This is a genomic window from Streptomyces thermolilacinus SPC6, from assembly GCF_000478605.2.
Lineage (GTDB): Bacteria > Actinomycetota > Actinomycetes > Streptomycetales > Streptomycetaceae > Streptomyces > Streptomyces thermolilacinus.
This window is the reverse complement of sequence record NZ_ASHX02000001.1, coordinates 4,893,378-4,919,043: the sequence shown is the minus strand read 5'-3', so window position 1 is coordinate 4,919,043 and position 25,666 is coordinate 4,893,378. Positions and strand designations below refer to the sequence as shown.

Sequence of the window (25,666 nt, the reverse complement as noted above, 5' to 3'; positions counted from 1 at the left end):
CGCGGTACGGGAAAGCCCGGGCGGCCACGGAAAACGACGGTGGGGCGCGGATCACACAGATCCGCGCCCCACACGTTTTCCAGCCTTCTTCAAGCCCGCTTCAAGCCAAGATCAACCCACGGTCGGGTGATCCGGGATCACTGGGACCTGTACATCTCCGCCACCAGGAAGGCCAGGTCCAGCGACTGGCTGCGGTTGAGCCGCGGGTCGCACGCCGTCTCGTAGCGCTGGTGCAGGTCGTCCACGAAAATCTCGTCGCCGCCGCCCACGCACTCGGTGACGTCGTCGCCGGTCAGCTCGACGTGGATGCCGCCGGGGTGCGTGCCGAGCTCCTTGTGGACCTCGAAGAAGCCCTTGACCTCGTCCAGCACGTCGTCGAAGCGGCGCGTCTTGTGGCCGGACGCCGCCTCGAAGGTGTTGCCGTGCATCGGGTCGGTCACCCAGGCGACGGTCGCGCCCGAAGCGGTGACCTTCTCGACCAGCTCGGGGAGCTTGTCGCGGACCTTGTCGGCGCCCATGCGGACGATGAAGGTCAGGCGGCCGGGCTCGCGCTCGGGGTCGAGGCGGTCGATGTAGGTGAGCGCCTCGTCCACCGTCGTGGTGGGGCCGAGCTTGATCCCGATCGGGTTGCGGATCCTGGACGCGAACTCGATGTGGGCGTGGTCCAGCTGCCGGGTCCGCTCGCCGATCCACACCATGTGACCGGACGTGTCGTACAGCTCGCCGGTGCGCGAGTCGACGCGGGTCAGCGCCGTCTCGTAGTCGAGGAGCAGCGCCTCGTGGGAGGCGAAGAACTCGACCGTGCGGAACTCGGCCGGGTCCGTGCCGCACGCCTTCATGAAGTTGAGGGCGTTGTCGATCTCGCGGGCCAGCCGCTCGTAGCGCTGCCCGGACGGGGACGACTTCACGAAGTCCTGGTTCCAGGCGTGCACCTGGCGCAGGTCGGCGTAGCCGCCGGTGGTGAAGGCGCGGACCAGGTTCAGCGTCGAGGCGGACGCCTGGTACATCCGCTTGAGCCGCTCCGGGTCCGGGACGCGGGCCTCTTCGGTGAAGGCGAAGCCGTTGACGGAGTCACCGCGGTACGTCGGCAGGGTCACCCCGTCGCGGGTCTCGGTGGGCTTGGAGCGCGGCTTCGAGTACTGGCCGGCGATCCGGCCCACCTTCACGACGGGCACGGAGGCGGCGTACGTCAGCACGGCGCCCATCTGGAGGAGGGTCTTCAGCTTGGCCCGGATGTCTTCGGCGCCGACGGCGTCGAAGGACTCCGCGCAGTCGCCGCCCTGGAGGAGGAACGCCTCGCCACGGGCGACGGCTCCCATGCGGGCACGCAGCTGGTCGCACTCACCGGCGAAGACGAGCGGCGGATACGACTCGAGGTCGGCGATCACATCGCGCAGAGCCTCGGCATCCGGGTACTCGGGCTGCTGCGCCGCGGGCAGGTCTCGCCAGGTCGCCTTGGCGGCGACGGCGTGGGTGTCAGCGTTCACGGTCACCTCGCCAACATTACGCGGTCGGGGCAGATGTCCACGTACAGGATCAGAAAGTGAGACAGCGGACTCCACGACCTGGTCCCGGCCCTGCCCGGCGCCCCTGCGCGGGCTCCTCGGACGCCCCTGCGCCGGCCCCTCGGGCGCCCCGGCGCGGGGGCGAGGTGCGTCGCGACGCACCCGGTGCGTCGCGGCGAACCCGGGTTTGATACCGTCACGCGCTCTTGAGGCTTGAACAACTTGGCCAGCAACGAACGTCATACAGGGGTGGGACTTGAGCGCTGGACACCGAAGAGACCGCAAGAAGAGAAAACTCCTCATATACGGCATCGCCTCGGCGGTGGCCGCCGCGATGACCGCGGGCACCCTCGCCGTGGCGTCTCCGGACTTCCTCGGCTCCTCCGACGCGAAGGCCGTGCCGCCGGCCGCCGAGCTCCAGGCGGAGTTCGAGGAGGCGGCCCGCGAGTTCGACGTCCCGAAGAGCGTGCTGATGGCGGTCTCGTACCGGCAGACGCGCTGGGAGAGCCACGACGGGCTGCCCAGCACCACGGGCGCGTACAACGTCATGGGCCTGACCCAGGTGAACCCGGAGGACCTGGAGGACGGCCACGCGGGCGAGGACGACGATCACCGTCTCGCCCACATGAACCGCAGCGGCGACCCGAACATCGAGAAGCACTTCGACGCGGAGAAGGCGCTGAAGTCCGTCCGGAAGAAGCCGGTGGACACGAGCGACCCGCGGCTGCACACGCTGGACGAGGCCGCCGAGCTGATCGACGCCTCCCCCGACGCGGTGCGCGAGGACCCGGCGCAGAGCATCCGGGCGGGCGCGGCGCTCCTCGCCGAGTACCAGCGCCAGGCCACCGGCTCCCTGCCCGACGACCCGGGCAAGTGGTACCCGGCCGTCGCCCGCTACAGCCAGGCGCCCGACCGCAAGGGCGCGCAGCTGTTCGCGAAGCGGGTCTTCGAGTCGATCAGGACCGGCGAGCGGCGGATCACCAACGACGGCCAGCAGCTGTCCCTGCCCGCGGACCCGTCGGTGAAGCCGGTCCAGTCGAAGGTCCCGCTCGCGATGACCTCGGCCAGTACGACCGCCGTCCCCACGCCCGACTGCCCGGCCGGTCTGAACTGCGACTTCCGCCCGGCCGCGTACAAGCAGAACAGCGGCCCGGACGACTGGGGCAACTACAACATCGCCAGCCGCCCCGCGGGCGGCCACGACATCCGGTACATCGCCATCCACGACACGGAGGGCAGCTACGACGGGTCGCTGGCGGTCTTCCAGAACTCCAACACCTACGCCAGCGCCCACTACATGGTCCGCGCCTCCGACGGTCTGGTCACCCAGATGGTGGAGAACAAGAACGAGGCGTGGCACGCGGGCAACAAGACCCTCAACATGCACTCGATCGGCATCGAGCACGAGGGCTACGCCATCAAGGAGGGCAGCTGGTACACCGAGCCGCAGTACGAGTCGTCCGCGGCGCTGGTGAAGCACCTGGCGGCGAAGTACGACATTCCGCTCGACCGTGAGCACATCATCGGCCACGACGAGATCCCCGGCGTGCTGGACACGAAGGTCCGCGCCCAGCACTGGGACCCGGGCCCGTTCTGGGACTGGAACCACTACATGTCGCTGATGGGCGCCCCCACGGGTGCCGGCGGCGCGGGCGGCCCGCTCAAGGCCGGGCAGCTCGTCCGGGTCGTACCGCCGTTCACCACGGCGAACCAGCCGAAGCTGACGAACAACGGCAGCGCGGTCCCCGCCCAGCCGGCGAACTTCGGCTACCTGTACACGTCGCCGTCCACCTCCTCCGCCACGATCAGCGACCCCTACCTGGGCGCGCAGAGCTGGAGCGAGGGCTGGAACTGGGCCAACAAGATCGTCGCGGGCGGCACCTGGGTCGTCGCCGAGGCGCAGAACAACTGGACGGCCATCTGGTACGGCGGCCAGAAGGCGTGGTTCTACAACCCGGGCGGCCAGTACACGGCGCCCGTGGGCACCGGGACCGTGGTGCGGGCCAAGGCGGGCGCGACCGTCAGGGTCTACGGGCGCAGCTACCCGGACGACGCGGCGTACGCGGGCACGGGCGTGCCGGTGCAGGACCAGAACAGCGCGCACCTGACGAAGTACAGCCTGCCGGCCGGGCAGACGTACACGCTCGCCGGGGACGCCGTGCCGGGCACGTACTACTACGGCGGCACGATCGACGGCACGGGCACCGGCTCGCGGACCCTGGTCCAGGGCAGCAACCTGTTCTACCCGATCCGCTACAACCACCGCTTCGCGTGGGTCAGCGCGGCCGACGTGGAGAAGGTCACCAGCACGGCGCCCGACCCGGGCACGAACCGCTACAACACGCTGGCCCGCGACGCCTCGGGCGTGCTGTGGCAGTACCAGGGCACGGGCAACGCCGCCTCGCCGTTCTTCACCCGCTACCGGGTCGGCAGCGGCTGGGGCGCGTACAACATGATCACGTCCATGACGGCGCTGCGCGCGGACGGCACGGGCGACGCGGTGGCCCGCGACGGCTCCGGCGGCCTGTGGTACTACCAGGGCAGCGGCAACCCGTCGGCGCCGTTCAAGGCGCGGCTGTACGTCGGCAAGGGCTGGCAGATCTACAACCTGATGAGCGGCGCCCGGGACCTCTCCGGTGACGGCATCGCGGACCTGGTGGCCCGCGACGGCTCCGGCTACCTGTGGTTCTACGCGGGCACCGGGAACCCGGCGGCCCCGTTCAAGGCGCGCACGTCGATCGGAAGGGGCTGGCAGATCTACGACTCCATGACCGACACGGGCGACGTCACCGGCGACGGCAAGCCGGACATGGTCGCCCGCGACACCTCCGGTGTGCTGTGGCTGTACCAGGGCACGGGCAGCGCGACCGCGCCGTTCGCCGCCCGTACGACCATCGGCAAGGGCTGGCAGATCTACAACACGCTGCTCGGGCCGAGCGACCTGAACAGGGACGGGCAGCCGGACCTGATCGCCCGTGACGCCAACGGCCACATGTGGTTCTACCAGGGCCGTGGCAGCACGACCGCGCCGTTCGTCACCCGCACCTCGATCGGCTCGGGCTGGCAGATCTACAACCTGTTCGTCTGATCCTCCCCCTGCCCCGAGGGGCACCCGCCGCCCGTGGCGCGCGGTCCGTTCCGGCTGACGGAACGGACCGCGGCGCCACGGGCGGATGCGCTAGGGTCGGCGTCATGTTCGCGCCGACGACCCAGAACTGGTGGTGGACCGCTCATCCGGCGGCCCACTGATCGACGCGCGCACACACGACGCGAAGGCCGCCCGAGGGGCGGCCTTCGGCGTTTCCGGGGCCGTTCCTCTCCACCTCGGAAGGAACCACCGATGGACCTCCGGTCCCTGCTCGACCCGTCAGGCCCCCCGTTCGCCCTGCTCCGCCGCCGCACGCCCGGCCGCGACCACGACACGGTCGAGGTGCTCGCGGGCCCCGTCCACGAGGTGGGACGCCTCGCCGACCTGCCCGTCGGCGAGCGGCCCGCGCTGGCGCTCGTCCCGTTCCGGCAGCTGCGCGAGCGCGGCTTCGACGTCCGCGACGACGGGACGCCGCTGTCCGTGCTGGTCGCCGACGAGACGTACGAGCTGCCGCTCGCCGACGCCCTGGAGCTGCTGCCCGCCCATGACGTGCGGGTGGACGACGGCGGGTTCGACGTGCCGGACGAGGCGTACGCGCGGATGGTGCGGCGGGTCGTGGACGAGGAGATCGGGCACGGCGAGGGCGCCAACTTCGTGATCCGCCGCACCTACCACGGGCGGGTGCCGGGCTTCGGCCGGGCGGACGCCCTGGCGCTGTTCCGGCGGCTGCTCGCCGGGGAGCGGGGCGCGTACTGGACGTTCGTCGTCCACACCGGCGAGCGCACCCTCGTCGGGGCCAGCCCCGAGGTGCACGTGCGGATGTCGGGCGGCACGGTCGTGATGAACCCGATCAGCGGCACGTACCGCTATCCGGCGGGCGGGCCGACGCCGGAGGACCTGCTGACCTTCCTCGCCAGCCGCAAGGAGACCGACGAGCTGTCGATGGTCGTCGACGAGGAACTGAAGATGATGTGCACCGTCGGCGACATGGGCGGCGTCGTCGTCGGGCCCCGGCTGAAGGAGATGGCGCACCTCGCGCACACCGAGTACGAGCTGCGCGGGCGGTCCACGCTGGACGTGCGGGAGGTGCTGCGGGAGACGATGTTCGCGGCGACGGTCACCGGGTCCCCGGTCCAGAACGCCTGCCGGGTCATCGAGCGCCACGAGGAGGGCGGGCGCGGCTACTACGCGGGCGCGCTGGCGCTGCTCGGCACCGACGAGGGCGGCGCTCAGACGCTGGACTCGCCCATCCTGATCCGTACCGCCGACATCGACGCCGACGGCGGGCTGCGAGTGCCGGTCGGCGCGACGCTGGTACGGCACTCCGACCCCGACGGCGAGGTCGCGGAGACCCACGCCAAGGCGGCGGGCGTCCTGGCGGCGCTCGGGGTGCGTCCGGGGCGCCCGGCCGAGGAGGCGGTACGGCCGGTGCGGCTGGCGGACGACCCGCGGGTGCGGGCGGCGCTGGACGCGCGGCGCGCCGGCCTGGCGCCGTTCTGGCTGCGGATGCGGGAGCGGGCCGCCGATAACCAACTGGCCGGGCACGCGCTGGTGGTGGACGCGGAGGACACGTTCACCTCGATGCTGGCGCATCTCCTGCGGTCCCTGGGGCTGGAGGTGACGGTGCGCCGGTTCGACGAGCCGGGACTGCGGGAGGCCGCGCTGACGCACGCCGGGCCCGTGGTGCTCGGCCCCGGACCGGGCGATCCGGGCGACGGCGACGACCCCCGGATGCGGCTGCTGCGGGGGCTCGCCGCGGAGCTGCTGGCGGGGCACCGGCACCCGCTCCTGGGGGTGTGCCTGGGCCACGAGCTGATCGCCGCGGAGCTGGGCCTGGAGATCGTACGGAAGCGGGTGCCGTTCCAGGGCGCGCAGGTGGACGTGGAGCTGTTCGGGGCGCGGGAGCGGGTCGGCTTCTACAACAGCTTCACCGCGCGCTGCGACGACGCGGCGGCCGCGCGGCTGGCGGCGCGCGGGGTGGAGGTGAGCCGCGACCCGCTGAGCGGCGAGGTCCACGCGCTGCGCGGCGACGGCTTCGCGGGGGTGCAGTTCCACCCCGAGTCGGTGCTGACGCTGAACGGCCCGGCGATCGTGCGGGACCTGATGACGGGTCGCCCGCAGGGCCTGGAGCTCCGGCCCGAGGGCCAGTCGGCGGGGTCGCCCCTCGGGTGAGGCGGCGGGTCGGCCGGCGGGAACGAGGGCGTACGCACCTGTGCGGCCGGCGCTGGACCGGGGCCGCCGCCCCGTTGTGCCCCACCCGTTCCACCCTGGGGCCCCCTTGAGGGAGGACCAGCTGCCACAGCGGAGCGGCAAGCGGAAGCGGCCCGCAGCGCAGCCTGCCCGCCGGGGGGTCCGCAGCGGAGCGGAGGGCAGGGGACGCGGGGTCAGGGGGTGTCGAGGCCTGATTCGATGGCGTAGCGGACCAGTTCGACGCGGTTGTGGAGCTGGAGCTTGCCCAGCGTGTTCTGGACGTGGTTCTGGACCGTCCGGTGCGAGATGACCAGCCGCTCCGCGATCTGCTTGTAGCTGAGGCCCTTCGCCACCAGCCGCAGCACCTCCGTCTCACGCTCCGTCAGGCGCGGCGCGTTCGGCTCGGGGGCGCCCCGCTCCGGCGCGGGCTCGGCGGCCAGGCGGCGGTACTCGCCCAGGACCAGGCCGGCCAGCCCGGGCGTGAACACCGCGTCCCCGGAGGCCGTACGCCGTACCGCGTCCAGCAGCTCCGCCGTACTGGCCGACTTCAGCAGGTACCCCGTCGCGCCGGACTTCACGGCCTCCAGCACGTCCGCGTGCTCGCCGCTCGCGGACAGCACCAGCACCCGCACCGGCAGGTCCCCGCCGCCCACGAGCTCCTTGCAGACCTGGACGCCCGGCTTGCCCGGCAGGTTCAGGTCGAGGACCAGCACGTCCGGGGAGGTGGCGCGGGCGCGGCGTACCGCCTGGTCGCCGTCGCCCGCCGTGGCCACCACGTCGAACCCGGCCTCCGCCAGGTCGCGGGCGACGGCGTCGCGCCACATCGGGTGGTCGTCCACCACCATCACCTTGATCGCCTGTTCCGTCATCGTTCCGCCTTCCCCCGTGGGACCTTCAACTCGACTTCCGTGCCCTGCCCGGGGACCGAGAGCAGCTCCGCCGTCCCGCCCAGGTCCCGCAGCCTGCCGCGGATGGACTGGGCGACGCCGAGCCGGCCCTCGCTCTCCGCCTGGGCGAGACGCCCCTCGGGGATGCCGGGCCCGTCGTCGCGCACGGTCACGACGACCTCGTCCGGCCAGTCCTCGACGAGTATCCACGCCCGGGCGTCGGGCCCGGCGTGCCTGCGGACATTGTCCAGGGCGGCACCTACAGCGGCAGCCAGCTCGGCGGCCGCCGCACGGGGCAGCAGCACCGGGGCGCCCGGTTCGGCGAACGTGACCCGGGACCCGGCGTGCGGCGCCAGCAGCGTCCGCAGGTCCTGCTCACCGCCGCCGCCCGGCCCGTACGAGCCGTCCGGCCCTTCGGGCTCGTCGATCAGCCGGACGACCGCACCCTGCGAGGCGTCCTCGCAGACGTGGGACGGCCGGGCCAGGCCGCCCGCGACCAGGGTGCGCAGGGCCACCTCCTGCTCCCCCGCCATCCGGCCCAGCTCCGCCGCCTCGCCGCCGAGCGCGGTGCCGCGCCGCTGCACCATGGCCAGCACCTGGAGAACCGAGTCGTGGATGTCGCGCGCGAGGCGCTCCCGCTCCCGGGTGGCGGCCTCGATCTCCAACGCCCGGGCGAGGGTGCGCTCCGACGCGCGGGCGACCTCGACCACGTATCCGATCGCGATGGACGCCACCCACACGAGCAGCACGTTGTGGAGGGTGTCGCGGCTCGGCTCGCCGCGCTCCACGATGTTGGCGACGGCGACCAGCGAGGACGCGAAACCCGCCCAGCGCCAGCCGCCCTTGATCGCGTACGCGAGGACCGCGCCGGCCGTCCAGATGCCGGGCAGCGTCGGCCCGTCCTGCACCTGGGCGTGGTTGTCGGCGAACGGCGTCAGCAGGATGCCGGTCAGCGCGACGGTCAGATCGACGGCGAGGAACGGTTTGGTGCAGCGGGCGGCGCCGGACACCTGCGGCAGGGTCGCCAGCGTCCACACGCTCATCACGGCGAGGAACGCGGCGCCGGCCCACGGCCGTTCGAAGCTGCCGTGGTTGACCAGGAAGAGGAGGTCCGCGTAGATCATGGTGAGGACGCGGTACGCGGTGAGCGCGCGCCACAGCGGCTGCTCCACGGACATGCGGACCACCCGCTCGCGCCTGGCCATCTCCCCCACCCCCCATGCGCGGCACGCCGGGTCCCGCGTGCGGGACGCCTGCGGCCGCGCGTCGTGCCTCGTGCGTCTGTGCCGTCAGCCGGCCGGCTTGTCCGCCGTGCCCTCGGCCGCCGTGCCCTGGGCGTCCGCCTTGTGCTCGCCCTTGGCCGCCGCCTTCGCGGCCCTCTCCGCCTCGGCGATCTGCCGCTTGGCGACCGTGGCGTAGATGTCCACGTACTCCTGGCCGGACAGCTTCATGATCTCGTACATCACCTCGTCGGTGACCGAGCGGAGGATGAAGCGGTCGTTGTCCATGCCCTGGTAGCGGCTGAAGTCCAGCGGCTTGCCGATGCGGATGCCGGGGCGCATCAGCTTGGGGACGACCTTGCCGGGCGGCTGGATCTTCTCCGTGTCGATCATGGCGATCGGGATGACGGGCGCGCCCGTGGCCAGCGCCACGCGCGCGAGGCCGCCGGTCTTGCCGCGGTACAGCCGCCCGTCCGGGGAGCGGGTGCCCTCCGGGTAGATGCCGAACAGCTCGCCGCGCTTGATGACCTCGATGCCGCTGCGCACCGCGGCGTCCCCGGCGCCCCGCGCGCCGGAGCGGTCCACGGGGAGCTGGCCGACGCCCTTGAAGAACGCGGCGGTGAGCTTGCCCTTCACGCCGGGAGAGGTGAAGTACTCGGCCTTCGCGATGAAGGTGACCTTCCGGTCGAGGACCGCCGGGAGGAAGAAGGAGTCGGAGAACGACAGGTGGTTGCTCGCGAGGATCGCCGGCCCCTCGGCGGGAATGTTCTCGAGGCCCTCCACCCAGGGCCTGAAGGCGAGCTTCAGCGTCCCTCCGATGGAGAACTTCATAGCGCCGTAGATCAACTCGTGTTCCTCCCGTGTTCCGTCGCACAGACCTTAACCCGTACGGGCCTCCCGGCACTCTTCCGTCCGCGCCGGGGCCGTCGGCCACCCGGCGCGGGCGGTGTGACGGCCCTGGTCGGTGTCACCCCGGTCGCGTACGGTGAAGTACACGTTTCCAAGCCCACCGAATCCGAACGGGAGACCTCCGTGCCGGTCCTTCCTGGAGCCGAGCCGTACCGCCACGAGGGCGGCGACGTCGGCGTACTCCTCTGCCACGGCTTCACCGGTTCGCCCCGGTCGATGCGCCCCTGGGGCGAGTACCTCGCGGAGCGCGGTCTGACCGTGTCGGTGCCCCTGCTTCCCGGGCACGGCACGCGCTGGCAGGACATGCAGGTCACCGGCTGGCAGGACTGGTACGCGGAGGTGGACCGGGAGCTGCGGGTGCTGAGCGCCACGTGCTCCCGCGTGTTCGTGTGCGGCCTGTCCATGGGCGGCGCGCTGGCGCTGCGGCTGGCGGCCCGGCACGGTGACGCGGTCGCGGGGCTCGTCCTGGTGAACCCGGCGAACAAGGTGCACGGCGTGGCGGCGCACGCGCTGCCGGTCGTCCGCCACGTGGTGGCCTCGAAGGACGGCATCGCGAACGACATCGCCAAGCCGGGCGTGGACGAGGGCGGCTACGACCGGGTGCCGCTGCACGCCGCGCACTCGATGCGGCAGTTCCTGCGCCTGGTCGACGGCGAGCTGCCGCAGGTGACGCAGCCGCTCCTGCTGCTGCGCGCCCCGCAGGACCACGTCGTACCGCCCGCCGACTCGGCGCGTGTCCTGAGCCGGGTCTCCTCCACGGACGTCACGGAGGTCCTGCTGGAACAGAGCTACCACGTCGCGACGTTGGACCTCGACGCGGAGCGGATCTTCGAGGAGAGCCACGCGTTCATCGGCCGGCTCGCTCCGGGGGCAGGCGGGACCGCCGCCCAGGGCAGGGACAGGGAGGGGAGCACGACCGGTGGCTGAGCAGCACGACGCGGACGCGGACCGCGGGGAGAGCGTGGACGGGCCGGGCGGCCCCAAGGACCGGCCCGCACCGAAGCCGTCGGACGGCGGCGGGGGCGGGGGCGGCGGGGCGCGCATCGACGAGGAGGCGGCCTGGGCGGCGATCGTCGCCGCGTACGGGGAGGAGCCGCCGGACCCGCCGGGCGCGAGGCCGTACCGGCCGGTCAGGGACCTGGCGCTGCCGGACGACGACGGCGGGGACAACAGCATGGACGGCGCGGACGGGAACCGGCGCGCCGGAGGCGGTGCCGAGGGCGGCGGCCCGGACGGTCACGGCCGGGGCGGTGACGGGGACGGCGGTGGCCCGGGCGGTGAGAGCCGGGGCGGTGCGTCCGACAGCGGCCGGGAGGACGACGGGGACGGTCAGGTCGCGGCCGCGGGCGACGGCGAGCCGCTGAAGAAACCCGCGCTGGGCGGTTCCGTCGTGTTCGCGCCGGGCGTCGGACCGCGCGGTCCGCGCGACTACCAGCTGGCCGAGCCGGACGACGACGTCCCCGCCGCGCGTACCGGGCGCCGGGACGCGGACGGTGACGACGACGGCGAGGGGCACTTCGTACCGCCCGAGCCGCCGCCGCTGCCCGAGGCGGACTCGGCGGCCAAGTTCGGCTGGCTGGGCGTGATCGGCGGGCCGGTGCTGATGCTGGTCGCCGTGCTGCTCCAGTGGGAGATGACCTGGTGGCTGACCACGCTGTGCGTCGGCGGGTTCCTGGGCGGTTTCGCGACGCTGGTGGCGCGGATGCAGTCCGGTGACGACGAGGACGACGACGATCCGGGGCGCGGCGCGGTCGTCTGACCCGCCGCCCTCAGGCGGTGGCCGGTACGCGGAGGGCGGCGAGCACGGGCAGATGGTCCGTCGCCGCCCTCAGGTCCGCGTCGTGGACGCCGGGCAGCCCGGCCGGTACGCCGCAGCCCAGCACCTCCACGCCCCGGGTGGCGAAGATCGCGTCGATCCGCTGGTGCGGGTCGCCCGGCGTGAACGTGTGCTCGCCGCCCCAGGGCCGTACGGCCCGGCAGTCCTGGAGTTCGGCGGCGAGACGGCGGAACGAACGGCCGTCGGGGCGTTCGTTGATGTCGCCCCCGGCGATGGCGTGGGGCACGTCGAGGGCGGCCAGTTCGTCCAGCAGCAGGCCCGTCTGCGCGTACCGTTCGTCGGAGCGCAGGCCGAGGTGGCAGCTGAGCAGCCCGAACCGGGCGCCCGCGACCCGGACGACGGCGGTGGCGAAGCCGCGCCGGTGCAGTCCGGGGGTGAGCGGCAGCAGGACGTCCCGGGTCCGTTCGACGGTGACGCGCGGGGAGCACAGCAGCAGCGGCCCGGCGGCGGGGGCGCCCCCGCCGACGACGAGCAGCTCGCTCTTGGCGGCGAGCCGCGCGGCGTGCTTGCGCCAGCGGAAGAAGCGGGGCGCCTCCTGGACGAGGACGATGTCGGGGGCGCAGGCGCGGATGACCCGGGCCAGGGCGTCCTCGTCGTCGCGCAGGGAGCGGATGTTGTAGCCGAGCACCCGGATCACGGCCGAACCGTCCGGCTCGGTACGGGAGTCGGGCAGTGCGGTGAGCGCCATGCGGGCACGATACGACAGCGCCCGCCCCGTCCCCGGTGGGACGCGGCGGGCGCATGCGCGTGATACGCGGGCCAGCCCTTTCGCGGCTCAGCCCTGCCGGGGCTTCGACGGGGCGCGGCCTCGGCGGGGCGCGGGCTCAGCCCTGGCGGGCGAGGTCCGCCGCGCCGACGAGGCCGGCCTTGCCGCCGAGCTGCGCGGCGAGGACCTGGGCGTGCGGCCGGTACTTGCCGCCGACGAGCCAGCGGCGGAACGACTTGCGGATCGGGTCCAGGACCAGGTCGCCCTCGTCCGAGACGCCGCCGCCGACGATGAACGCCGACGGGTCGAACAGCGACGCCAGGTCCGCGAGGCCCGCGCCGGCCCAGCGGGCCAGCTCGCGGAACGAGTCCACGGCCACCTTGTCGCCCTGCCGGGCGGCGTCGCTGATGTGCTTGCCCTGGATGCCCTCGGGCGTGCCGTCGCCGAGGGACAGCAGGACGCGCGCGTTCTCCGGGGTGGCGTTGGCGCGCTGCTTGGCGTACCGGACGAGGGCGCGGCCGGAGGCGTACTGCTCCCAGCAGCCCTGGCTGCCGCAGCCGCACAGCAGGCCGTCCGGGACGACCCGGATGTGGCCGAACTCGGCGGCGACGCCGAACCGGCCCCGGCGCAGCTTGTTGCCGATGATGATGCCGCCGCCCAGCCCTGTGCCGAGCGTGATGCAGATGACGTCGTCGTGGCCCTGGCCCGCGCCGAAGCGGTACTCGCCCCACGCGGCGGCGTTCGCGTCGTTCTCCACGACGACGGGCAGCCCGACGCGCTGCTCGACCTTGTCCTTCAGCGGCTCGTGCCGCCAGTCGATGTTGGGCGCGAACAGGACGGTCGCGCGCTTGTCGTCCACGTAACCGGCGGCGCCGATGCCGACGGCCTCGATGTCATGGCCCTTGCCGGCTTCGGAGACGGCGGCGCAGATCGCGTCCACGATGCCCTCGGGTGTGGACGGGGTCGGCACCTTGTGGGTGTCGAGAATGGTGCCCTCTTCGTCGACCACGCCGGCCGCGATCTTCGTGCCGCCGATGTCGACGCCGATGGTGAGTCCCATGTGTCCCTCAGTTTTCGGTCGAGCCCCGCTATGCCCAACCGTACCCGAGGGCGGGCGCCCGGCTGTTCGCCTTCGCGTCAGTCCAGGTCGATGTGCTGGCTACCCGCCGGACCCTCGTCGTCCCGCCCGCCCTCGGGCCGTCCGTCGGGCCGTTCGGGGCGGAACGGGTCGCGGGCCGCGCCGGGCTCGTCCGTGTCCCGTGCCCGCTTCGCGCGTTCGCCGTCGTGCGGGTCATTCGGGTCCTGGTCACCGCGGGTCCAGCGCTGCTCGTGGCCCTGGACGGCGGACCGGTAGGCCGCGAGGAGCTCGCCGCCCGCCGCGGCGAGGTGGTCGAAGACCTGCGGGTTGCGCTCGATGACCGGCTCGATCGCGGACTTCGCCTGCTCGACGGCCTGCCGGACGGCGGTCTGCGCGCCCGCGCCGAGCAGCGGCGCACCGAGCGTGGAGCCGAGGGAGGAGACCTTGTCGGCGACCGCGTCGACGAGCTTGCGCAGCTCGTCGGCGGCCGAACCGGGCGGGGGGCCACCGTGGCCGCGGCGGCGGGCGCGCTCGGCCGCCAGGTCCTCGGCGCAGGCCCGTGCCCAGGCGTCGTCCTCGGGAGGGCCGGGGCGGTGGGTGGCATCGCTCATGTCATCGACGGTACCCGACCGGCGCGCGGGTGTTCAGGGGGTGCGGGGCCACAGCCCGGGATCGGGGGCGAACCGTACGCGCAGCTCGCCGTCGCGCAGGGCGGCTCCCGCGACGGCGCAGCGGCGCAGCGCGGACGGCAGCGGGACGACGCGGCGGAACGGGCCGACGGTGAGGACCAGTTCGCCGCCGCGCCGTACCAGGCCCAGGGCGGGCTTGGCGGCGCCGGGCAGCGGGATCCGCCAGAGCAGCACGCCGTCGGTGTCCCGCAGGTCCTCGACGGGCCACGGCGGGGCGGGGGCGGGCGCCGCCGCGGGGGCGGGCGCGCCCAGGAGGGCCAGGTCGTCGGGGGTGCGCGGGTCGCGGCCCAGGTGCGGCACCTCGTGTACGGCGGGGGCGGTGTCCTCGTACAGCTCCTTGAGGTGGGTCTGCTGCTGTGCGGCGAGGGCGGCGAGCCACGGGTCGGGGCTGGTGGCGGGCAGGACGCGGTTGGCGACGAGCGGGTCGAGGGCGAGGCCGTACAGGGCGAGTCCGGCGCGGGCGGTGCGCAGCGCGTCGGCGGCGGCGGGGCCGGGCTCCACGACGAGGCGGACGCTGGTCGTCGGGGCGCACAGGAGGTCCTGTACGGCGGCGAGCTCGGCGTCCTTGCGGGCCGCGGCCTGGTACAGGCCGTCCGGCGGCATGGGGACCCCGGCGAGCTGGGCCAGCATCGGGCGCAGGGCGCGGGCGGCCTGCCGCTCGGGCGGGAGGAGGCGGCGCAGGTAGCGGCGGAGCTGCTCGGGGAGGGCGAGCAGGGCGATCGCGTCGGGGGTAGGCGGGAGGTCCACGACGAGGAGGTCCCAGTCGCCCCGGGCGGCGTCGCGCAGGGCCCTGAGGTACGCGAAGGAGGCGCTGCCGGGGAGCGGGGTGAGCTCGTCGTCGTCCAGCGGGGCGGCGCCCAGCAGGTCCAGGGCGGGAGCGGCGTGGGCCTGGAGCGCGAGGAGTTCCTCGCGGAAGTGGGCGGCGGGGTCCAGGGGGTGGACGGTGAGGGTGGTGCCGTCGGTGGCGGGGGCCCGGTCACCGGTCAGGAGGAGGACCTTCCGGCCGGCGCGGGCCGCGTCCAGGGCTGTCGCGGCGGCGATGGTGGTGCGGCCGGACCCGCCGGGCCCCGCGACGAGAAGGGTGCGCATGCGTGCACGGTAGCCCCCTGCCGGCGGCCCGCCCCGCGGCGCCCTCGCCCGCCGGAGGCCCGTGGGGGTCAGGCGCCCGGGCGGGACTCGACGCGCTTCTTCAGGCCCGCCAGGGCGCGGTCGATGATGACCTTCTCCGCCTTGCGCTTGATCATGCCCAGCATGGGGATCTTGACGTCCACCGTCAGCTGGTACGTGACCTCCGTGCGGCTGCCGCCCGCGAGGGGGGTCAGCTTGTACGAGCCGTCCAGGGCGCGCAGCATCTGGGACTTCACCAGGGTCCAGCTGACCTCGTCGTCGCCGGTCCAGGTGTACGCCAGCGTGTGGTCGTCCTTGATGGCGCCCGCGTCCAGCAGCAGCCGTACCTGCTCGGCGCGGCCGGCGGCGTCCTTCGACAGGACCTCCGCCTCCTTGACCTCGCCGGTCCACTCCGGGTAGCGCGCGAAGTCGGCGATCACTCCCATGACCTCGGCGGGCGCCGCCTCGATCGTGATGCTCGAGCTGGTGTGTTCCGCCATCGCTGTGGCTCCTCCAGAGGGCTCGGTACGTGGAGGAAGGCTATCGCGTGCCCGCAGGTCACCACTCCAGGGCCCACGGCCGCCCCGAGGAGGCGAAGTGGCCCACGTTGACGCACTCGGTCGCGCCCACGCGCATGCGCCGCGCCAGCGGCTGGTGGACGTGCCCGAACAGCGCGTACCGGGGCCGTACCCGGCGGATCGCGGCCAGCAGGGCGCCCGAGCCGCGCTCGAAGCGGCGGGCGACCGTGTCGTACGTCAGCTCCGGCACGTCCGGCGGGATGTGCGAGCACAGCACGTCCACCTCGCCGAGCGCCTCGACCTTCGCCGCGTACTCCTCCTCGGGGACCTCGTACGGGGTGCGCATCGGGGAGGGCAGGCCGCCGCCGACGAAGCCGAACACGCGGCCGCCGATCTCGACGCGCTCGCCGTCCAGGACGGTGGTGCCGGGCCGGGCGTACACGGGCCACAGCGACGGGATGTCCACATTGCCGTACGTGGCGTACGTCGGCGTCGGCAACGCGGCGAACAGTTCGGCGTACTGGGCGCGGACGGCCGACTCGACGGCGGTGGCCTTGTCCACGCCGCGCTCCGCCAGCTCGGCCCACAGACCGCGGGCGAAGGCGCGGGCCTCGTCGAAGCGGCGGGCGGTGCGCAGGGCGACGATGCGGCGGGCGTTGTCCGCGCCGAACAGGTCGGGGAAGATGCCGCGCGCGTGGTCGGCGTAGTCGAGGAACAGCACCAGGTCACCGAGGCAGACCAGCGCGTCGGCGCCGTCGCCGGCCTTGGCGAGGTCCCGGGCGTTGCCGTGCACGTCACTGACCACATGAATGCGCATGAGACCCCACCTTACGGGCCCGCCGGGTGGCCCTACCTGCGGTTACTTCCACGTCGCGACGAGAGTGGACTACTGTGCGCGAAGCAGTGCCAATGATGTGTGACGCATGGAACATCTGGCCAGGACCCCCTATCGGGAACCTGGTACCGGTGGGTAACGTCCGGGCAGTCCAGTCGTGCTCACCCCACTGAGTACGTGTCCGTTTGGACCGCGAACCGACGCATCACACAGAGCCGTGGCGTCGGCGCCCGATGAGGAGCAGCAGTCTTGCGCGAGTTCAGCCTTCCGGCCCTGTACGAGGTCCCCGCGGACGGCAACATGACGGATCTCGTCCGCCGCAACGCCGCGCAGCACCCAGACGTGGCCGTCATGGCCCGCAAGGTGGCGGGCGGCTGGCAGGACGTCACCGCGAAGGACTTCCTCGCCGAGGTGCGTGCCGCGGCGAAGGGCCTGATCGCGCGGGGGGTGCGGCCGGGCGACCGGGTCGCGCTGATCTCCCGTACGCGCTACGAGTGGGTGCAGCTGGACTTCGCGATCTGGAGCGCGGGCGCGGTGACCGTGCCGGTGTACGAGACCAGTTCGCCCGAGCAGATCCAGTGGATACTCGGCGACTCGGGCGCGGTCGCGGCGATCGTGGAGAGCGGGGCGCACGCGGAGGCGGTGGAGTCCGTACGGGACGCCCTGCCCGCGCTGACGCACGTGTGGCGGATCGACGGCGGGGCCGTCGAGGAGCTGACCGAGGCCGGCCGTGAGGTGTCCGACGCGACGCTGGAGGATCGCGGCGCGAGCGCCAAGGCGGACGACGTGGCGACCATCGTGTACACGTCAGGCACGACGGGCCGCCCCAAGGGCTGCGTGCTCACCCACCGCAACTTCTTCGCCGAGTGCGGCAACGTCGTGGAGCGGCTCAAGCCGCTGTTCCGGACGGGCCGCTCGTCGGTGCTGCTGTTCCTGCCCGCCGCGCACGTCTTCGGCCGCATGGTCGAGGTGGCGTCGGTGCTGGCGCCGATCCGGCTCGGCTGCGTGCCGGACATCAAGAACCTGACGGACGACCTGGCGTCGTTCCGGCCGACGCTGATCCTGGGCGTGCCGCGCGTCTTCGAGAAGGTCTACAACTCGGCGCGGGCGAAGGCCCAGGCGGACGGCAAGGGCAAGATCTTCGACCGGGCCGCGCAGACCGCCATCGCGTACAGCCGGGCCAAGTCCACGCCGGGCGGCCCCTCGCTGGGCCTGCGGCTGAAGCACAAGCTGTTCGACGTGCTGGTGTACTCCAAGCTCCGCGCGGTGCTGGGCGGCCGCTGCGAGTTCGCGATCTCGGGCGGTGCGCCGCTGGGCGAGCGGCTCGGCCACTTCTACAGCGGCATCGGCTTCACGGTGCTGGAGGGGTACGGCCTGACGGAGTCGTGCGCGGCGACCGCGTTCAACCCGTGGGACCGGCAGAAGATCGGCACGGTCGGCCAGCCGCTGCCGGGCTCCAAGGTGCGGATCGCCGACGACGGCGAGGTGCTGCTGCACGGCGAGCACATCTTCACGGGCTACTGGAACAACGAGGCGGCGACGGCGGACGCGCTGGCGGACGGCTGGTTCCACACGGGTGACATCGGCACCCTCGACGAGGACGGCTACCTGGCCATCACGGGCCGCAAGAAGGAGATCCTGGTCACCGCGGGCGGCAAGAACGTCGCCCCGGCCGTGATCGAGGACCGCATCCGGGGGCACGCCCTGGTCGCGGAGTGCATGGTCGTCGGTGACGGGCGGCCGTTCGTGGGCGCGCTGATCACGCTGGACGAGGAGTTCCTGGCGCGCTGGGCGGCCGAGCACGGCAAGCCGGCCGGTTCGACGGCGGCGCAGCTGCGGGAGGACCCGGAGCTGCTGGCGGAGGTCCAGCGGGCCGTGGACGACGGCAACGCCGCGGTGTCGAAGGCCGAGTCTGTGCGCAAGTTCCGGGTGCTGACCTCGCAGTTCACCGAGGAGGCCGGTCACATCACGCCGTCGCTGAAGCTGAAGCGGAACGTGGTGGCGAAGGACTTCGCCGACGAGATCGAGGCGATCTACCAGGGCTGAGGCCCACCGCCCGAAGGCTTTCCGGCGCCCGTCAGGACCGCTCCTGGCGGGCGCCGGGGCGTACCCGGCGCGCGCGGGCGCGGAGGGCGAGCGCGGCGAGAGCGGTGCCGGTGGCGGCGGCCACGGCGAGCACGGCGGTCTCCAGCGGCCCGATGCTCCGCCCGTCGCGTCCGGTCCCGGAGGCCGCCGGGCGCGGGGACGCGGTGCGGGACGCGGGAGCCGTGGCGGGGTCGCTGGAGCGGGCGATCAGCAGGCAGTGCGGCATCCACTCGACGGGCAGCTCCTCCTTGGCGGCGGAGAGGACCAGGGCCGCCTTCTGGACGCGCGCCCCCTCCGGCACGGTCACGCGCAATGCCACGTCGTACGGGTTCCTGCGCGGGGGCACCGGGAAGCCGGGCGAGTCCTGAGGGCTCTTCCAGGTCACGGGGCGCCACGCGCCGCGCGCGTCCGCGTACTCGATCCGCGCCTCCTCGACGTGGCGGGCGCGGTTGCGCACGTCCAGCACGTCCAGGTCCCACCGGGTGGGCTGGACCCCCGCGAATTCGGTGATCCACACGCGGAAGGCGTGCGGGCCGCTGCCGGCCGTGATCTCCTCGGGAGCGCCGTCGAAGGCGAAGCCGAAGGGGCTGTCGGGCTCGTCCGTGCGGTCCGGGTGGTCCACCAGGTCCGCCCACGGCACGCACTCGGGCAGCTCCTCCCCGCCCGGCGACGCCACCGGGACGGGCGACGCCGCGGGCACGGGCGACGCCGCCACCAGGACCGCGGCCAGCGCGCCCACCACTGCTCCGGACATCCAGCCCCCACCCTCCGTCGACGATCACGTACCCGCATGACCGTCCGGGAGCCGCGAGGGTTGCCCGCCGACCGGAACGGGCTCACGGGCCGGGAGGAACGGGCCCCGGCCGGACGGCTACAGCAGCGCCTTGAGGCGTTCCGCCAGCAGGTCCCAGCGCCACTTCTCCTCGACCCACCGGCGGCCCCGCTCACCCATGCGGCGGCGCAGCTCCGGGTCCTGGAGCAGGGGGACGATCCGGTCGGCGGCCTCCTCGGGCGAACCGCCCCGTACGACCCAGCCGGTCTCGCCGTCCAGGACCGCGTCGGGGGCGCCGCCCGAGTCGCCCGCGACGACCGGGAGGCCCGTCGCGGACGCCTCCAGGTACACGATGCCGAGGCCTTCCACGTCGAGGCCCCCGCGCCGGGTGCGGCACGGCATGGCGAACACGTCACCGGCCCCGTAGTGCGCGGGCAGCTCCTCCCACGGCACGGGGCCCGTGAACCGTACGGAGCCGGCCACCCCCGTCTCGTGGGCGAGGGCGCGCAGGTCCTTCGCGTACGGCCCGCCGCCGACGATCAGCAGGACCGCGTCCGGCACGGCGGCGAGGACGGCGGGCATGGCCCGGATCAGCGTGTCCTGGCCCTTGCGGGGCACGAGGCGCGAGACGCACACGACGACGGGCCGTCCGGTCAGGCCCAGCCGGGCGCGCACCTCGTCGCCGCCGGAGCCGGGGTGGAAGGTCTTCTCGTCCACGCCCGGCGGCAGCTGCGTCATCCGCGCTGCCGCCTCGGGGCTGAGCGCGGTGGCGATCCGGGAGCGGGTGTACTCGCCGAGGTACGTGATCGTGTCCGTGCCGTCGCCGATGCGCCGCAGCAGCCGCCGCGCGGCCGGCAGCTGCGCCCAGCCCGCCTCGTGCCCGTGGGTCGTGGCCACCAGGCGGCGGGCCCCGGCGCGGCGCAGCGCGGGCGCCATGAGCCCGAGCGGCGCGGCGGCGCCGAACCACACCGACGTGCAGCCGTGCTCCCGCAGCAGCGCGGTCGCCCGGGCGGTCACCCGGGGCGTGGGCAGCAGCATCGTCGTACGGTCGCGCACCACCGGGAACGGCTGCTCCGCGTCGAACCGGGCGGTCGCCTCCGCGCCCTCCCGTCCGCGCTTCCACGTGGAGGCGTAGACGACCACCTTGTCGGGGTCCAGGCGCAGCGCCATGTTGTGCAGGAACGCCTGGATGCCACCGGGGCGGGGTGGGAAGTCGTTCGTTACGATCAGCGTCTTGTGCATCGTGGCCGACAGTACCGAACGGCCCGGCCGCACCGCTCGCGCACCGTACCGCCCCCAACCGCAGATCACCACGAAACCGGACGAGGTACCGATGAAGCTCCCGAGCGGACCGCGACTCCCCCTGGCCGCCCTGTGGCTGCTCAGCAGGGCCGTCCTGCTGCTCTACACCTTCAGGGTCGTCTTCGTGCCCGGCCCGGACGTCACGACCGACGTGTCGGTGATCTACTTCAACTGGTACGAGGTGCTGCGCGGCGGCACGTATCCGCTGGACGACGTGACGTGGCAGTACCCGCCCGCCGCGGCGTTCGCGATCCTCTCCCCCGGCCTGCTGCCGTTCCTGGAGTACGCGCACGCCTTCTTCGTCCTGGCGCTGGTCTGCGACGTGGTCGTGTTCGGGCTGCTGACGTACGCGGGCGGGCGGCCCGGCAAGAGCCACGCGGGCGCGTGGGTGTGGCTGGCGGGCATCCCGCTGCTGGGCCCGACGGCGTACTCCCGCTACGACATCATGGTCACCGCCGTCGCCGTCGCGGCGCTGCTCGCCGGGGTGCGCAACCCGCGGACGATGGGCGTGCTCGCCGGGGTCGGCGCGCTGCTGAAGGTGTGGCCCGCGCTGCTGCTGGTGGGGACGGCCCGGGGCCGGGTGACGCGCCGCTCGTGGACGGCCGCGGTGGTGTCCGGCGCGGCGGTGCTGGGGGCGTGTGTGCTGGCGGCGCCGGGCGCGCTGGCGTTCCTGACGTTCCAGCGGGACCGGGGCACCGAGGTGGAGTCGCTGGGGTCGCTCGTGTTCCACGTGGCGCGGTTCTTCGGCGCCTGGGACGGGGAGGTGCGGCTGAACTACGGGTCGGTGGAGTTCCTCGGCCCGTATGTGCCGCTGGTCAGCAGGGCGGCGATGGCGCTGACGCTGCTGGCGTTCGCCTGGCTGGTGCTGTGGCGGGTGAGGGCGCGGGAGTTCGGCCCGACGACGCTCGCCGACGCGGCGTTCGTGGCGGTGCTGCTGTTCACGACGACGAGCCGGGTGATCAGCCCGCAGTACATGCTGTGGCTCGTCGGCCTCGCGGCGGTGTGCCTCGTGTGGCGGCGCAGCCCGATGCGGCGGGCGGCGGTGCTCGTGCTGGTGGCGACCGGGATAACGCTGCTGGAGTTCCCGATCTGGTTCTCGCACGTGGTGGCCAGCGACGGTCTCGGCCTGACGCTGCTGTTCGTTCGGAACGGGCTGCTCGTCGCGGCGTCGCTGATCGCGGCGCGGGAGCTGTGGCGGCGGACGGTCACCGAGCCGCGGCTGCGCGAGGCGGACGGCGCGCGGGACGGCGCCGCCGGTCCGGGCGCGCGGGTACCCGCGCAGGGCGGTCACCGCGACGGGGAACTGCTCAAGTCCTGAACTGGGCGTCCCGGCCGCCCGGGTCCGCGCCCGACCGCCGGCGCCCTCACTCGGCGTCCCGGCCGCCCGGGCCCGCGCTGCCGAACTCCTGGCGCAGCCGGTCCCGCCAGGCGCGGGTGAACTCCTCCGGGGTGGTCCCCAGCACGTCCCGGAGTGCGCGGGCCGCCCCGGACCTCCCGGCCGCCCGGTAGAACGCGGCCAGCTTCTCCTCGCCCCACCGGTCGGCGATCAGCTCGCAGGCCAGCCAGGCGCCCTCGTAGGCGCGGGCCACGGTGGCGGGGTCGCCGCCGAACGTGAAGTCCCCATCGGCGGGGAGCGCCCGCGGTACGTTCCCGGCGCGCACCGCCCGGCCCAGCTCGGGCGCCGCGTCGGCCGCCGCTCGGCCCGTGCCGGCGTACGCGATCCTGTCGGCGAGGCCCTCCGACAGCCACAGGGGGGTGGCGGCGGTCGTGGCGGCGCGGGTGGCGACATGGGCGGTCTCGTGGGTGAGCACGAAGGTCCGCCCGAAGTCCCCGAGGTCCTGGTACGCCTCGGGGTTGACCACCACGCGGTCGGCCGCCCCGCCGCCGGTCGTGACGGCGGCGACGCCCCGGTACGCGCCGGGCCCGGCCCCGAGGAGGGCGCCCATCGCGTCGAGCCCGGCCGGTACGAGGACGACGACGGTGCCCTTCCAGGTGCCGTCGGGCCAGGCCGCGGCCACGGCGGGGACGGCCAGGTCGGCGTGCGCGGCGACCTCGCGCAGGCGCTCCGGCGGGTGGCCGACGCCCAGGACGAGGCTGCGGGCGCCGCGCACCGTCCGGACCGGGCCCTGGTCCCACAGCTGCGCGGGCTGCCCCGGGGCGGGGCGGTCGGCGGTGACGCGCCAGCGCCCGTCGTGCCAGGCGAGGTCGAGGCGCCGCCGCGCGGTGGCGGGCGCGGAATCGTACCCGTCGAGCGTGTACGTCAGCTCTGCGTCGGCGCTCGCGCGGCGCGGGCCGTCGTGGCGCACGTCGAGGACCCGGTACGCGGCGGAGCGGAGCGGTACGCCCCCGAGGAGGCCCGGCAGCAGGTCGCCGCGCGCGGCCACGGCCTTCCGGACGGCGTCGTCCACCGCCGCGCTCGGCGCCGCGCCCGTCGTCTCGCTCGCGGGCCGCGACTGCGGCGGGGCGCACCCGGAGGCCAGGGCGCCCAGCACGCCGAGTACGGCGGCCCACCGCCCCGGAAACCTCACGCACCGATGGTAGGCGCGGCACGCGGGGCCGGGCGCGGCGGTCAGACGCGGGTGACCGCCGAGACGGGCATCATGCCGACCGGGTCGTAGCGGACCGGGGCGCCCGGGTAGGGGGCGTGGATGACCTGGCCGCCGCCGACGTACATCGCGACGTGGCTCGCGTCGGAGCGGTACGTCACCAGGTCGCCCGGCCGCGCCTGGGCCAGGGCGACGTGCCGTCCCGCGTTCCGCTGCGCCTGGGAGGTGCGCGGCAGGGCGACCCCGGCCTGGGCGTACGCCCACTGCGTGAGGCCCGAGCAGTCGAACGCGTCCGGCCCGTTCGCGCCCCACACGTACGGCTTGCCGAGCGCCGACCTGGCGGCCCGCACCGCGGCGGCGGCACGCGGCGACGCGGCCCCGTCGGCGGAGGGCGGCAGCAGCGTGTCGTCGCGCCCGGAGCGGGACGCCCGGTCCAGGGCGGCGCGCTCCTGGGACGTGAGGGAGTTCAGCAGGGCCCGCGCGGCGGCGAGCTTCCGCTCCACGGTCCGCTTGTGCCGGGCCACGGCGTCGCGGCTGCGCTCCAGTTCGGCCAGGGCGCGGGTGGCCTCGGCGCGCTCCTGGGCCAACCGGCGCTGGACGAGGCGGAGTTCGCCGAGCGTGGCGGCCTGCCGTTCGCCGAGCCGGTCCAGTACCGCGGCCTTGTCGAGGTACGCGTCGGGCTTCTCGGACAGCATCAGCGCGAGCGCCGGGTCGATCCCGCCCGACCGGTACTGGGCACCCGCGGCCGAACCGAGCGCGCCGCGCATGCGGTTGACGCGCTCCTGGCCGCGCGCCACGCTGTCGCGGGCCGCCTCGACGGCGCGGCGCAGCTCACCGGTGCGCTCGTCGGCGGCGTTGTACTCCTCCGTGGCCTTCTCCGCCTCGGCGTACAGCCGGTCCACGCGGGCGCGGACGGTGTCGGCGGGACCGGCAGGTTCGGCCTTCACCGGGGTGGTGCCGAGGGCGGCGGCCGCCGTGGCCGCCGCGGCGGACAGGAGGGTGGCTCTGGCGGCGCTCCGGTGGAGGCCCGGGGTGGGGGGACGACGGTGGGACGCCACGGACCGCGCTCCCTTCAGCTGTGTCGAGCGGCTGTTGCGCGGCAGACAGTAGCCGGGTGGTCACGGCTCGGCCAAAGACCTCGGGATGGGCACAAAGGGACGCCCCGCCGGGAACCACAGGTCACCGGCGGGGCGGAGTGTCAGCGCGGGGGGCGGGAGTTCCCCCGATCGGGCGCGTGTGCGTGGCGGTTCGGGGACGGCCCCGGCGCGCCGCGCATATCAGATGCCCGGGGCACGGGCTTCGCCGCGCGCGAGGCGGGCGGGGCGCCTCAGATGCGGACGCCGAACTGGAACGAGCCCAGGTAGTTCATCGACTCGTAGCGCACGTAGGCGCCCGGCTTCGGGGCGTGCAGGACGGTGTTGTTGCCCGCGTAGAGCCCGACGTGGGCGAGGTTGTTGAAGAAGACGAGGTCGCCCGGCTTGAGCTGGCTGCGGCCGATCTTCACACCGTCGTTCTGCTGGGTGAACGTGGTGCGGGAGATGCTGACGCCGGCCTGGCGGTAGGCCCACTGGGTGAGGCCGGAGCAGTCGTACGAGTTGGGGCCCTCGGCGCCGGAGACGTACGGCTTGCCGATCTGCGTGGCGGCGGCGTTGAGGGCGGCGGCGCCGCGCTGCGACGCGGGAACCTCGTTGCCGAGCTCGACGCGCTCGCTCGCGTCGCGGCTGGCGCGCTGCTCCTCCTCCTGCATCTTCCGCCGCTCCTCGGCGGTGAGCGTGTTGAGGAGCTTCTGGGCCTCGGCGAGCTTGGTCTGGAACTTCTTCTTCTTCTCGCCGAGCGACTTGCGGACGTCCTCCAGGTCGGCGAGCTTCGCGGTGGCCTCGGCGCGCTGCTGGGCGAGGGTGCGCTGCTTGGCCTGGATGGTGCGCAGCGTCTCGGCCTGCTTGGCGGACAGCTGGTCGACGGCGGACGCCTTGTCGAGGTAGTCGTCCGGGTTGGAGGAGAGGAACAGCTGGAGCGAGGGGTCCATGCCGCCGTTGCGGTACTGGGCGCTGGCGACCGCCCCGATGCTGTCGCGGAGGGTGTTGAGCTCCTCCTGGCCGCGGGCGACCTGGTCCTGGAGGGCGGTGACCTCCTGCTGGAGCTTCTCGCGGCGTTCGTCGGCGAGGTTGAACTGCTCCGTGGCCTCCTCGGCCTCGTGGTGGAGCTTGTCGACCTTCTCCTTGACCTGGTCCTTGGTGGGCTGCGGCGTCGCCGAAGCGGTCTGGGAGGTCAGGGCGACGGCCGCGGCGGCGGTCGCGGTGAGCACGGTCACACGGGCGCGGCTCGGCTGCTTGGGTCGACGGTGGGACGCCACGGAGGCGAGCTCCTTCTTCCTCTTCGAGCCGCCTGCCGG

Annotated in this window: 22 protein-coding genes; 7 read left to right on the top strand and 15 right to left on the bottom strand. The window is 73.9% G+C overall.

The window, feature by feature from the left end; all coding sequences use genetic code 11:
- Positions 1 to 137 precede the first annotated feature (137 nt).
- Positions 138 to 1,493 (bottom strand): class II 3-deoxy-7-phosphoheptulonate synthase, encoded by a 1,356-nt coding sequence (locus J116_RS21260; RefSeq protein ID WP_023589096.1) that lies wholly within the window; start codon positions 1,491 to 1,493, stop codon positions 138 to 140.
- Positions 1,494 to 1,761: 268 nt separating this feature from the next.
- Here J116_RS21260 and J116_RS21255 point away from each other — a divergent pair, with 268 nt between their 5' ends.
- The 3 genes from J116_RS21255 to J116_RS21250 all read left to right on the top strand — a co-directional run bounded on the left by J116_RS21255 (position 1,762) and on the right by J116_RS21250 (position 6,765).
- The gene (locus tag J116_RS21255) at positions 1,762 to 4,593 is read left to right on the top strand and encodes an N-acetylmuramoyl-L-alanine amidase (RefSeq protein ID WP_028964359.1); all 2,832 of its coding nucleotides are present in this window, start codon (positions 1,762 to 1,764) and stop codon (positions 4,591 to 4,593) included.
- A gap of 104 nt (positions 4,594 to 4,697) precedes the next feature.
- A complete protein-coding gene (locus J116_RS31530) occupies positions 4,698 to 4,754 on the top strand; it encodes a trp operon leader peptide (RefSeq protein ID WP_361978288.1) in 57 nt (18 codons plus the stop codon).
- A 91-nt stretch (positions 4,755 to 4,845) separates the two neighbouring features.
- On the top strand, positions 4,846 to 6,765 hold the full coding sequence (locus J116_RS21250) for an anthranilate synthase family protein (RefSeq protein ID WP_023589094.1): 1,920 nt from the start codon (positions 4,846 to 4,848) through the stop codon (positions 6,763 to 6,765).
- A gap of 212 nt (positions 6,766 to 6,977) precedes the next feature.
- On the opposite strand, the gene J116_RS21245 is transcribed toward J116_RS21250, so the two are convergent.
- From J116_RS21245 to J116_RS21235, 3 genes are all read right to left on the bottom strand, one after another.
- Positions 6,978 to 7,652, bottom strand: coding sequence for a response regulator (locus J116_RS21245; RefSeq protein ID WP_023589093.1), 675 nt, complete (start codon positions 7,650 to 7,652; stop codon positions 6,978 to 6,980).
- Positions 7,649 to 8,875 (bottom strand): MacS family sensor histidine kinase, encoded by a 1,227-nt coding sequence (gene macS, locus J116_RS21240; protein WP_023589092.1) that lies wholly within the window; start codon positions 8,873 to 8,875, stop codon positions 7,649 to 7,651. Before macS ends, J116_RS21245 begins: the two co-directional genes overlap by 4 nt.
- Positions 8,876 to 8,959: 84 nt before the next feature.
- Complete coding sequence (locus J116_RS21235; protein WP_023589091.1) at positions 8,960 to 9,721, bottom strand: lysophospholipid acyltransferase family protein; 762 nt, start codon at positions 9,719 to 9,721, stop codon at positions 8,960 to 8,962.
- Between the two features lie 201 nt (positions 9,722 to 9,922).
- On the opposite strand from J116_RS21235, the gene J116_RS21230 reads away from it, so the two are divergent.
- A complete protein-coding gene (locus tag J116_RS21230) occupies positions 9,923 to 10,726 on the top strand; it encodes an alpha/beta hydrolase (protein ID WP_028964358.1) in 804 nt (267 codons plus the stop codon).
- The gene (locus J116_RS30460; RefSeq protein ID WP_023589089.1) at positions 10,719 to 11,558 is read left to right on the top strand and encodes a hypothetical protein; all 840 of its coding nucleotides are present in this window, start codon (positions 10,719 to 10,721) and stop codon (positions 11,556 to 11,558) included. Before J116_RS21230 ends, J116_RS30460 begins: the two co-directional genes overlap by 8 nt.
- Positions 11,559 to 11,568: 10 nt before the next feature.
- Here J116_RS30460 and J116_RS21220 read toward each other — a convergent pair whose 3' ends face one another.
- The 6 genes from J116_RS21220 to J116_RS21195 form a co-directional block, all read right to left on the bottom strand.
- A complete protein-coding gene (locus J116_RS21220; RefSeq protein WP_023589088.1) occupies positions 11,569 to 12,324 on the bottom strand; it encodes an endonuclease/exonuclease/phosphatase family protein in 756 nt (251 codons plus the stop codon).
- Positions 12,325 to 12,460: 136 nt separating this feature from the next.
- The gene (locus J116_RS21215; RefSeq protein WP_023589087.1) at positions 12,461 to 13,402 is read right to left on the bottom strand and encodes an ROK family glucokinase; all 942 of its coding nucleotides are present in this window, start codon (positions 13,400 to 13,402) and stop codon (positions 12,461 to 12,463) included.
- Between the two features lie 77 nt (positions 13,403 to 13,479).
- Positions 13,480 to 14,031, bottom strand: a complete 552-nt coding sequence (locus tag J116_RS21210; protein ID WP_023589086.1) for a DUF5304 domain-containing protein — start codon at positions 14,029 to 14,031, stop codon at positions 13,480 to 13,482.
- Between the two features lie 33 nt (positions 14,032 to 14,064).
- Positions 14,065 to 15,198: an ArsA family ATPase gene (locus J116_RS21205; RefSeq protein ID WP_023589085.1), complete on the bottom strand. Its 1,134-nt coding sequence runs from the start codon at positions 15,196 to 15,198 to the stop codon at positions 14,065 to 14,067.
- 68 nt (positions 15,199 to 15,266) lie between these two features.
- Positions 15,267 to 15,716 (bottom strand): SRPBCC family protein, encoded by a 450-nt coding sequence (locus J116_RS21200; protein ID WP_023589084.1) that lies wholly within the window; start codon positions 15,714 to 15,716, stop codon positions 15,267 to 15,269.
- 58 nt (positions 15,717 to 15,774) lie between these two features.
- Positions 15,775 to 16,551, bottom strand: coding sequence for a metallophosphoesterase family protein (locus J116_RS21195; protein ID WP_023589083.1), 777 nt, complete (start codon positions 16,549 to 16,551; stop codon positions 15,775 to 15,777).
- 267 nt (positions 16,552 to 16,818) lie between these two features.
- Between J116_RS21195 and J116_RS21190 the strand changes: the two genes are divergently transcribed.
- Complete coding sequence (locus J116_RS21190) at positions 16,819 to 18,615, top strand: AMP-dependent synthetase/ligase (protein WP_023589082.1); 1,797 nt, start codon at positions 16,819 to 16,821, stop codon at positions 18,613 to 18,615.
- Between the two features lie 31 nt (positions 18,616 to 18,646).
- On the opposite strand, the gene J116_RS21185 is transcribed toward J116_RS21190, so the two are convergent.
- Together J116_RS21185 and J116_RS21180 are read right to left on the bottom strand one after the other, a co-directional pair.
- Complete coding sequence (locus J116_RS21185) at positions 18,647 to 19,408, bottom strand: hypothetical protein (RefSeq protein WP_139140505.1); 762 nt, start codon at positions 19,406 to 19,408, stop codon at positions 18,647 to 18,649.
- A 117-nt stretch (positions 19,409 to 19,525) separates the two neighbouring features.
- A complete protein-coding gene (locus tag J116_RS21180) occupies positions 19,526 to 20,668 on the bottom strand; it encodes a glycosyltransferase family 4 protein (protein ID WP_028964356.1) in 1,143 nt (380 codons plus the stop codon).
- A 91-nt stretch (positions 20,669 to 20,759) separates the two neighbouring features.
- Between J116_RS21180 and J116_RS21175 the strand changes: the two genes are divergently transcribed.
- On the top strand, positions 20,760 to 22,046 hold the full coding sequence (locus J116_RS21175; protein WP_028964355.1) for a glycosyltransferase family 87 protein: 1,287 nt from the start codon (positions 20,760 to 20,762) through the stop codon (positions 22,044 to 22,046).
- A gap of 46 nt (positions 22,047 to 22,092) precedes the next feature.
- Here J116_RS21175 and J116_RS21170 read toward each other — a convergent pair whose 3' ends face one another.
- The 3 genes from J116_RS21170 to J116_RS21160 form a co-directional block, all read right to left on the bottom strand.
- A complete protein-coding gene (locus J116_RS21170; protein ID WP_079147784.1) occupies positions 22,093 to 23,256 on the bottom strand; it encodes a hypothetical protein in 1,164 nt (387 codons plus the stop codon).
- A gap of 41 nt (positions 23,257 to 23,297) precedes the next feature.
- Positions 23,298 to 24,332, bottom strand: a complete 1,035-nt coding sequence (locus tag J116_RS21165) for a C40 family peptidase (protein WP_023589077.1) — start codon at positions 24,330 to 24,332, stop codon at positions 23,298 to 23,300.
- Between the two features lie 269 nt (positions 24,333 to 24,601).
- The gene (locus J116_RS21160; protein WP_028964354.1) at positions 24,602 to 25,627 is read right to left on the bottom strand and encodes a C40 family peptidase; all 1,026 of its coding nucleotides are present in this window, start codon (positions 25,625 to 25,627) and stop codon (positions 24,602 to 24,604) included.
- Positions 25,628 to 25,666 lie beyond the last annotated feature (39 nt).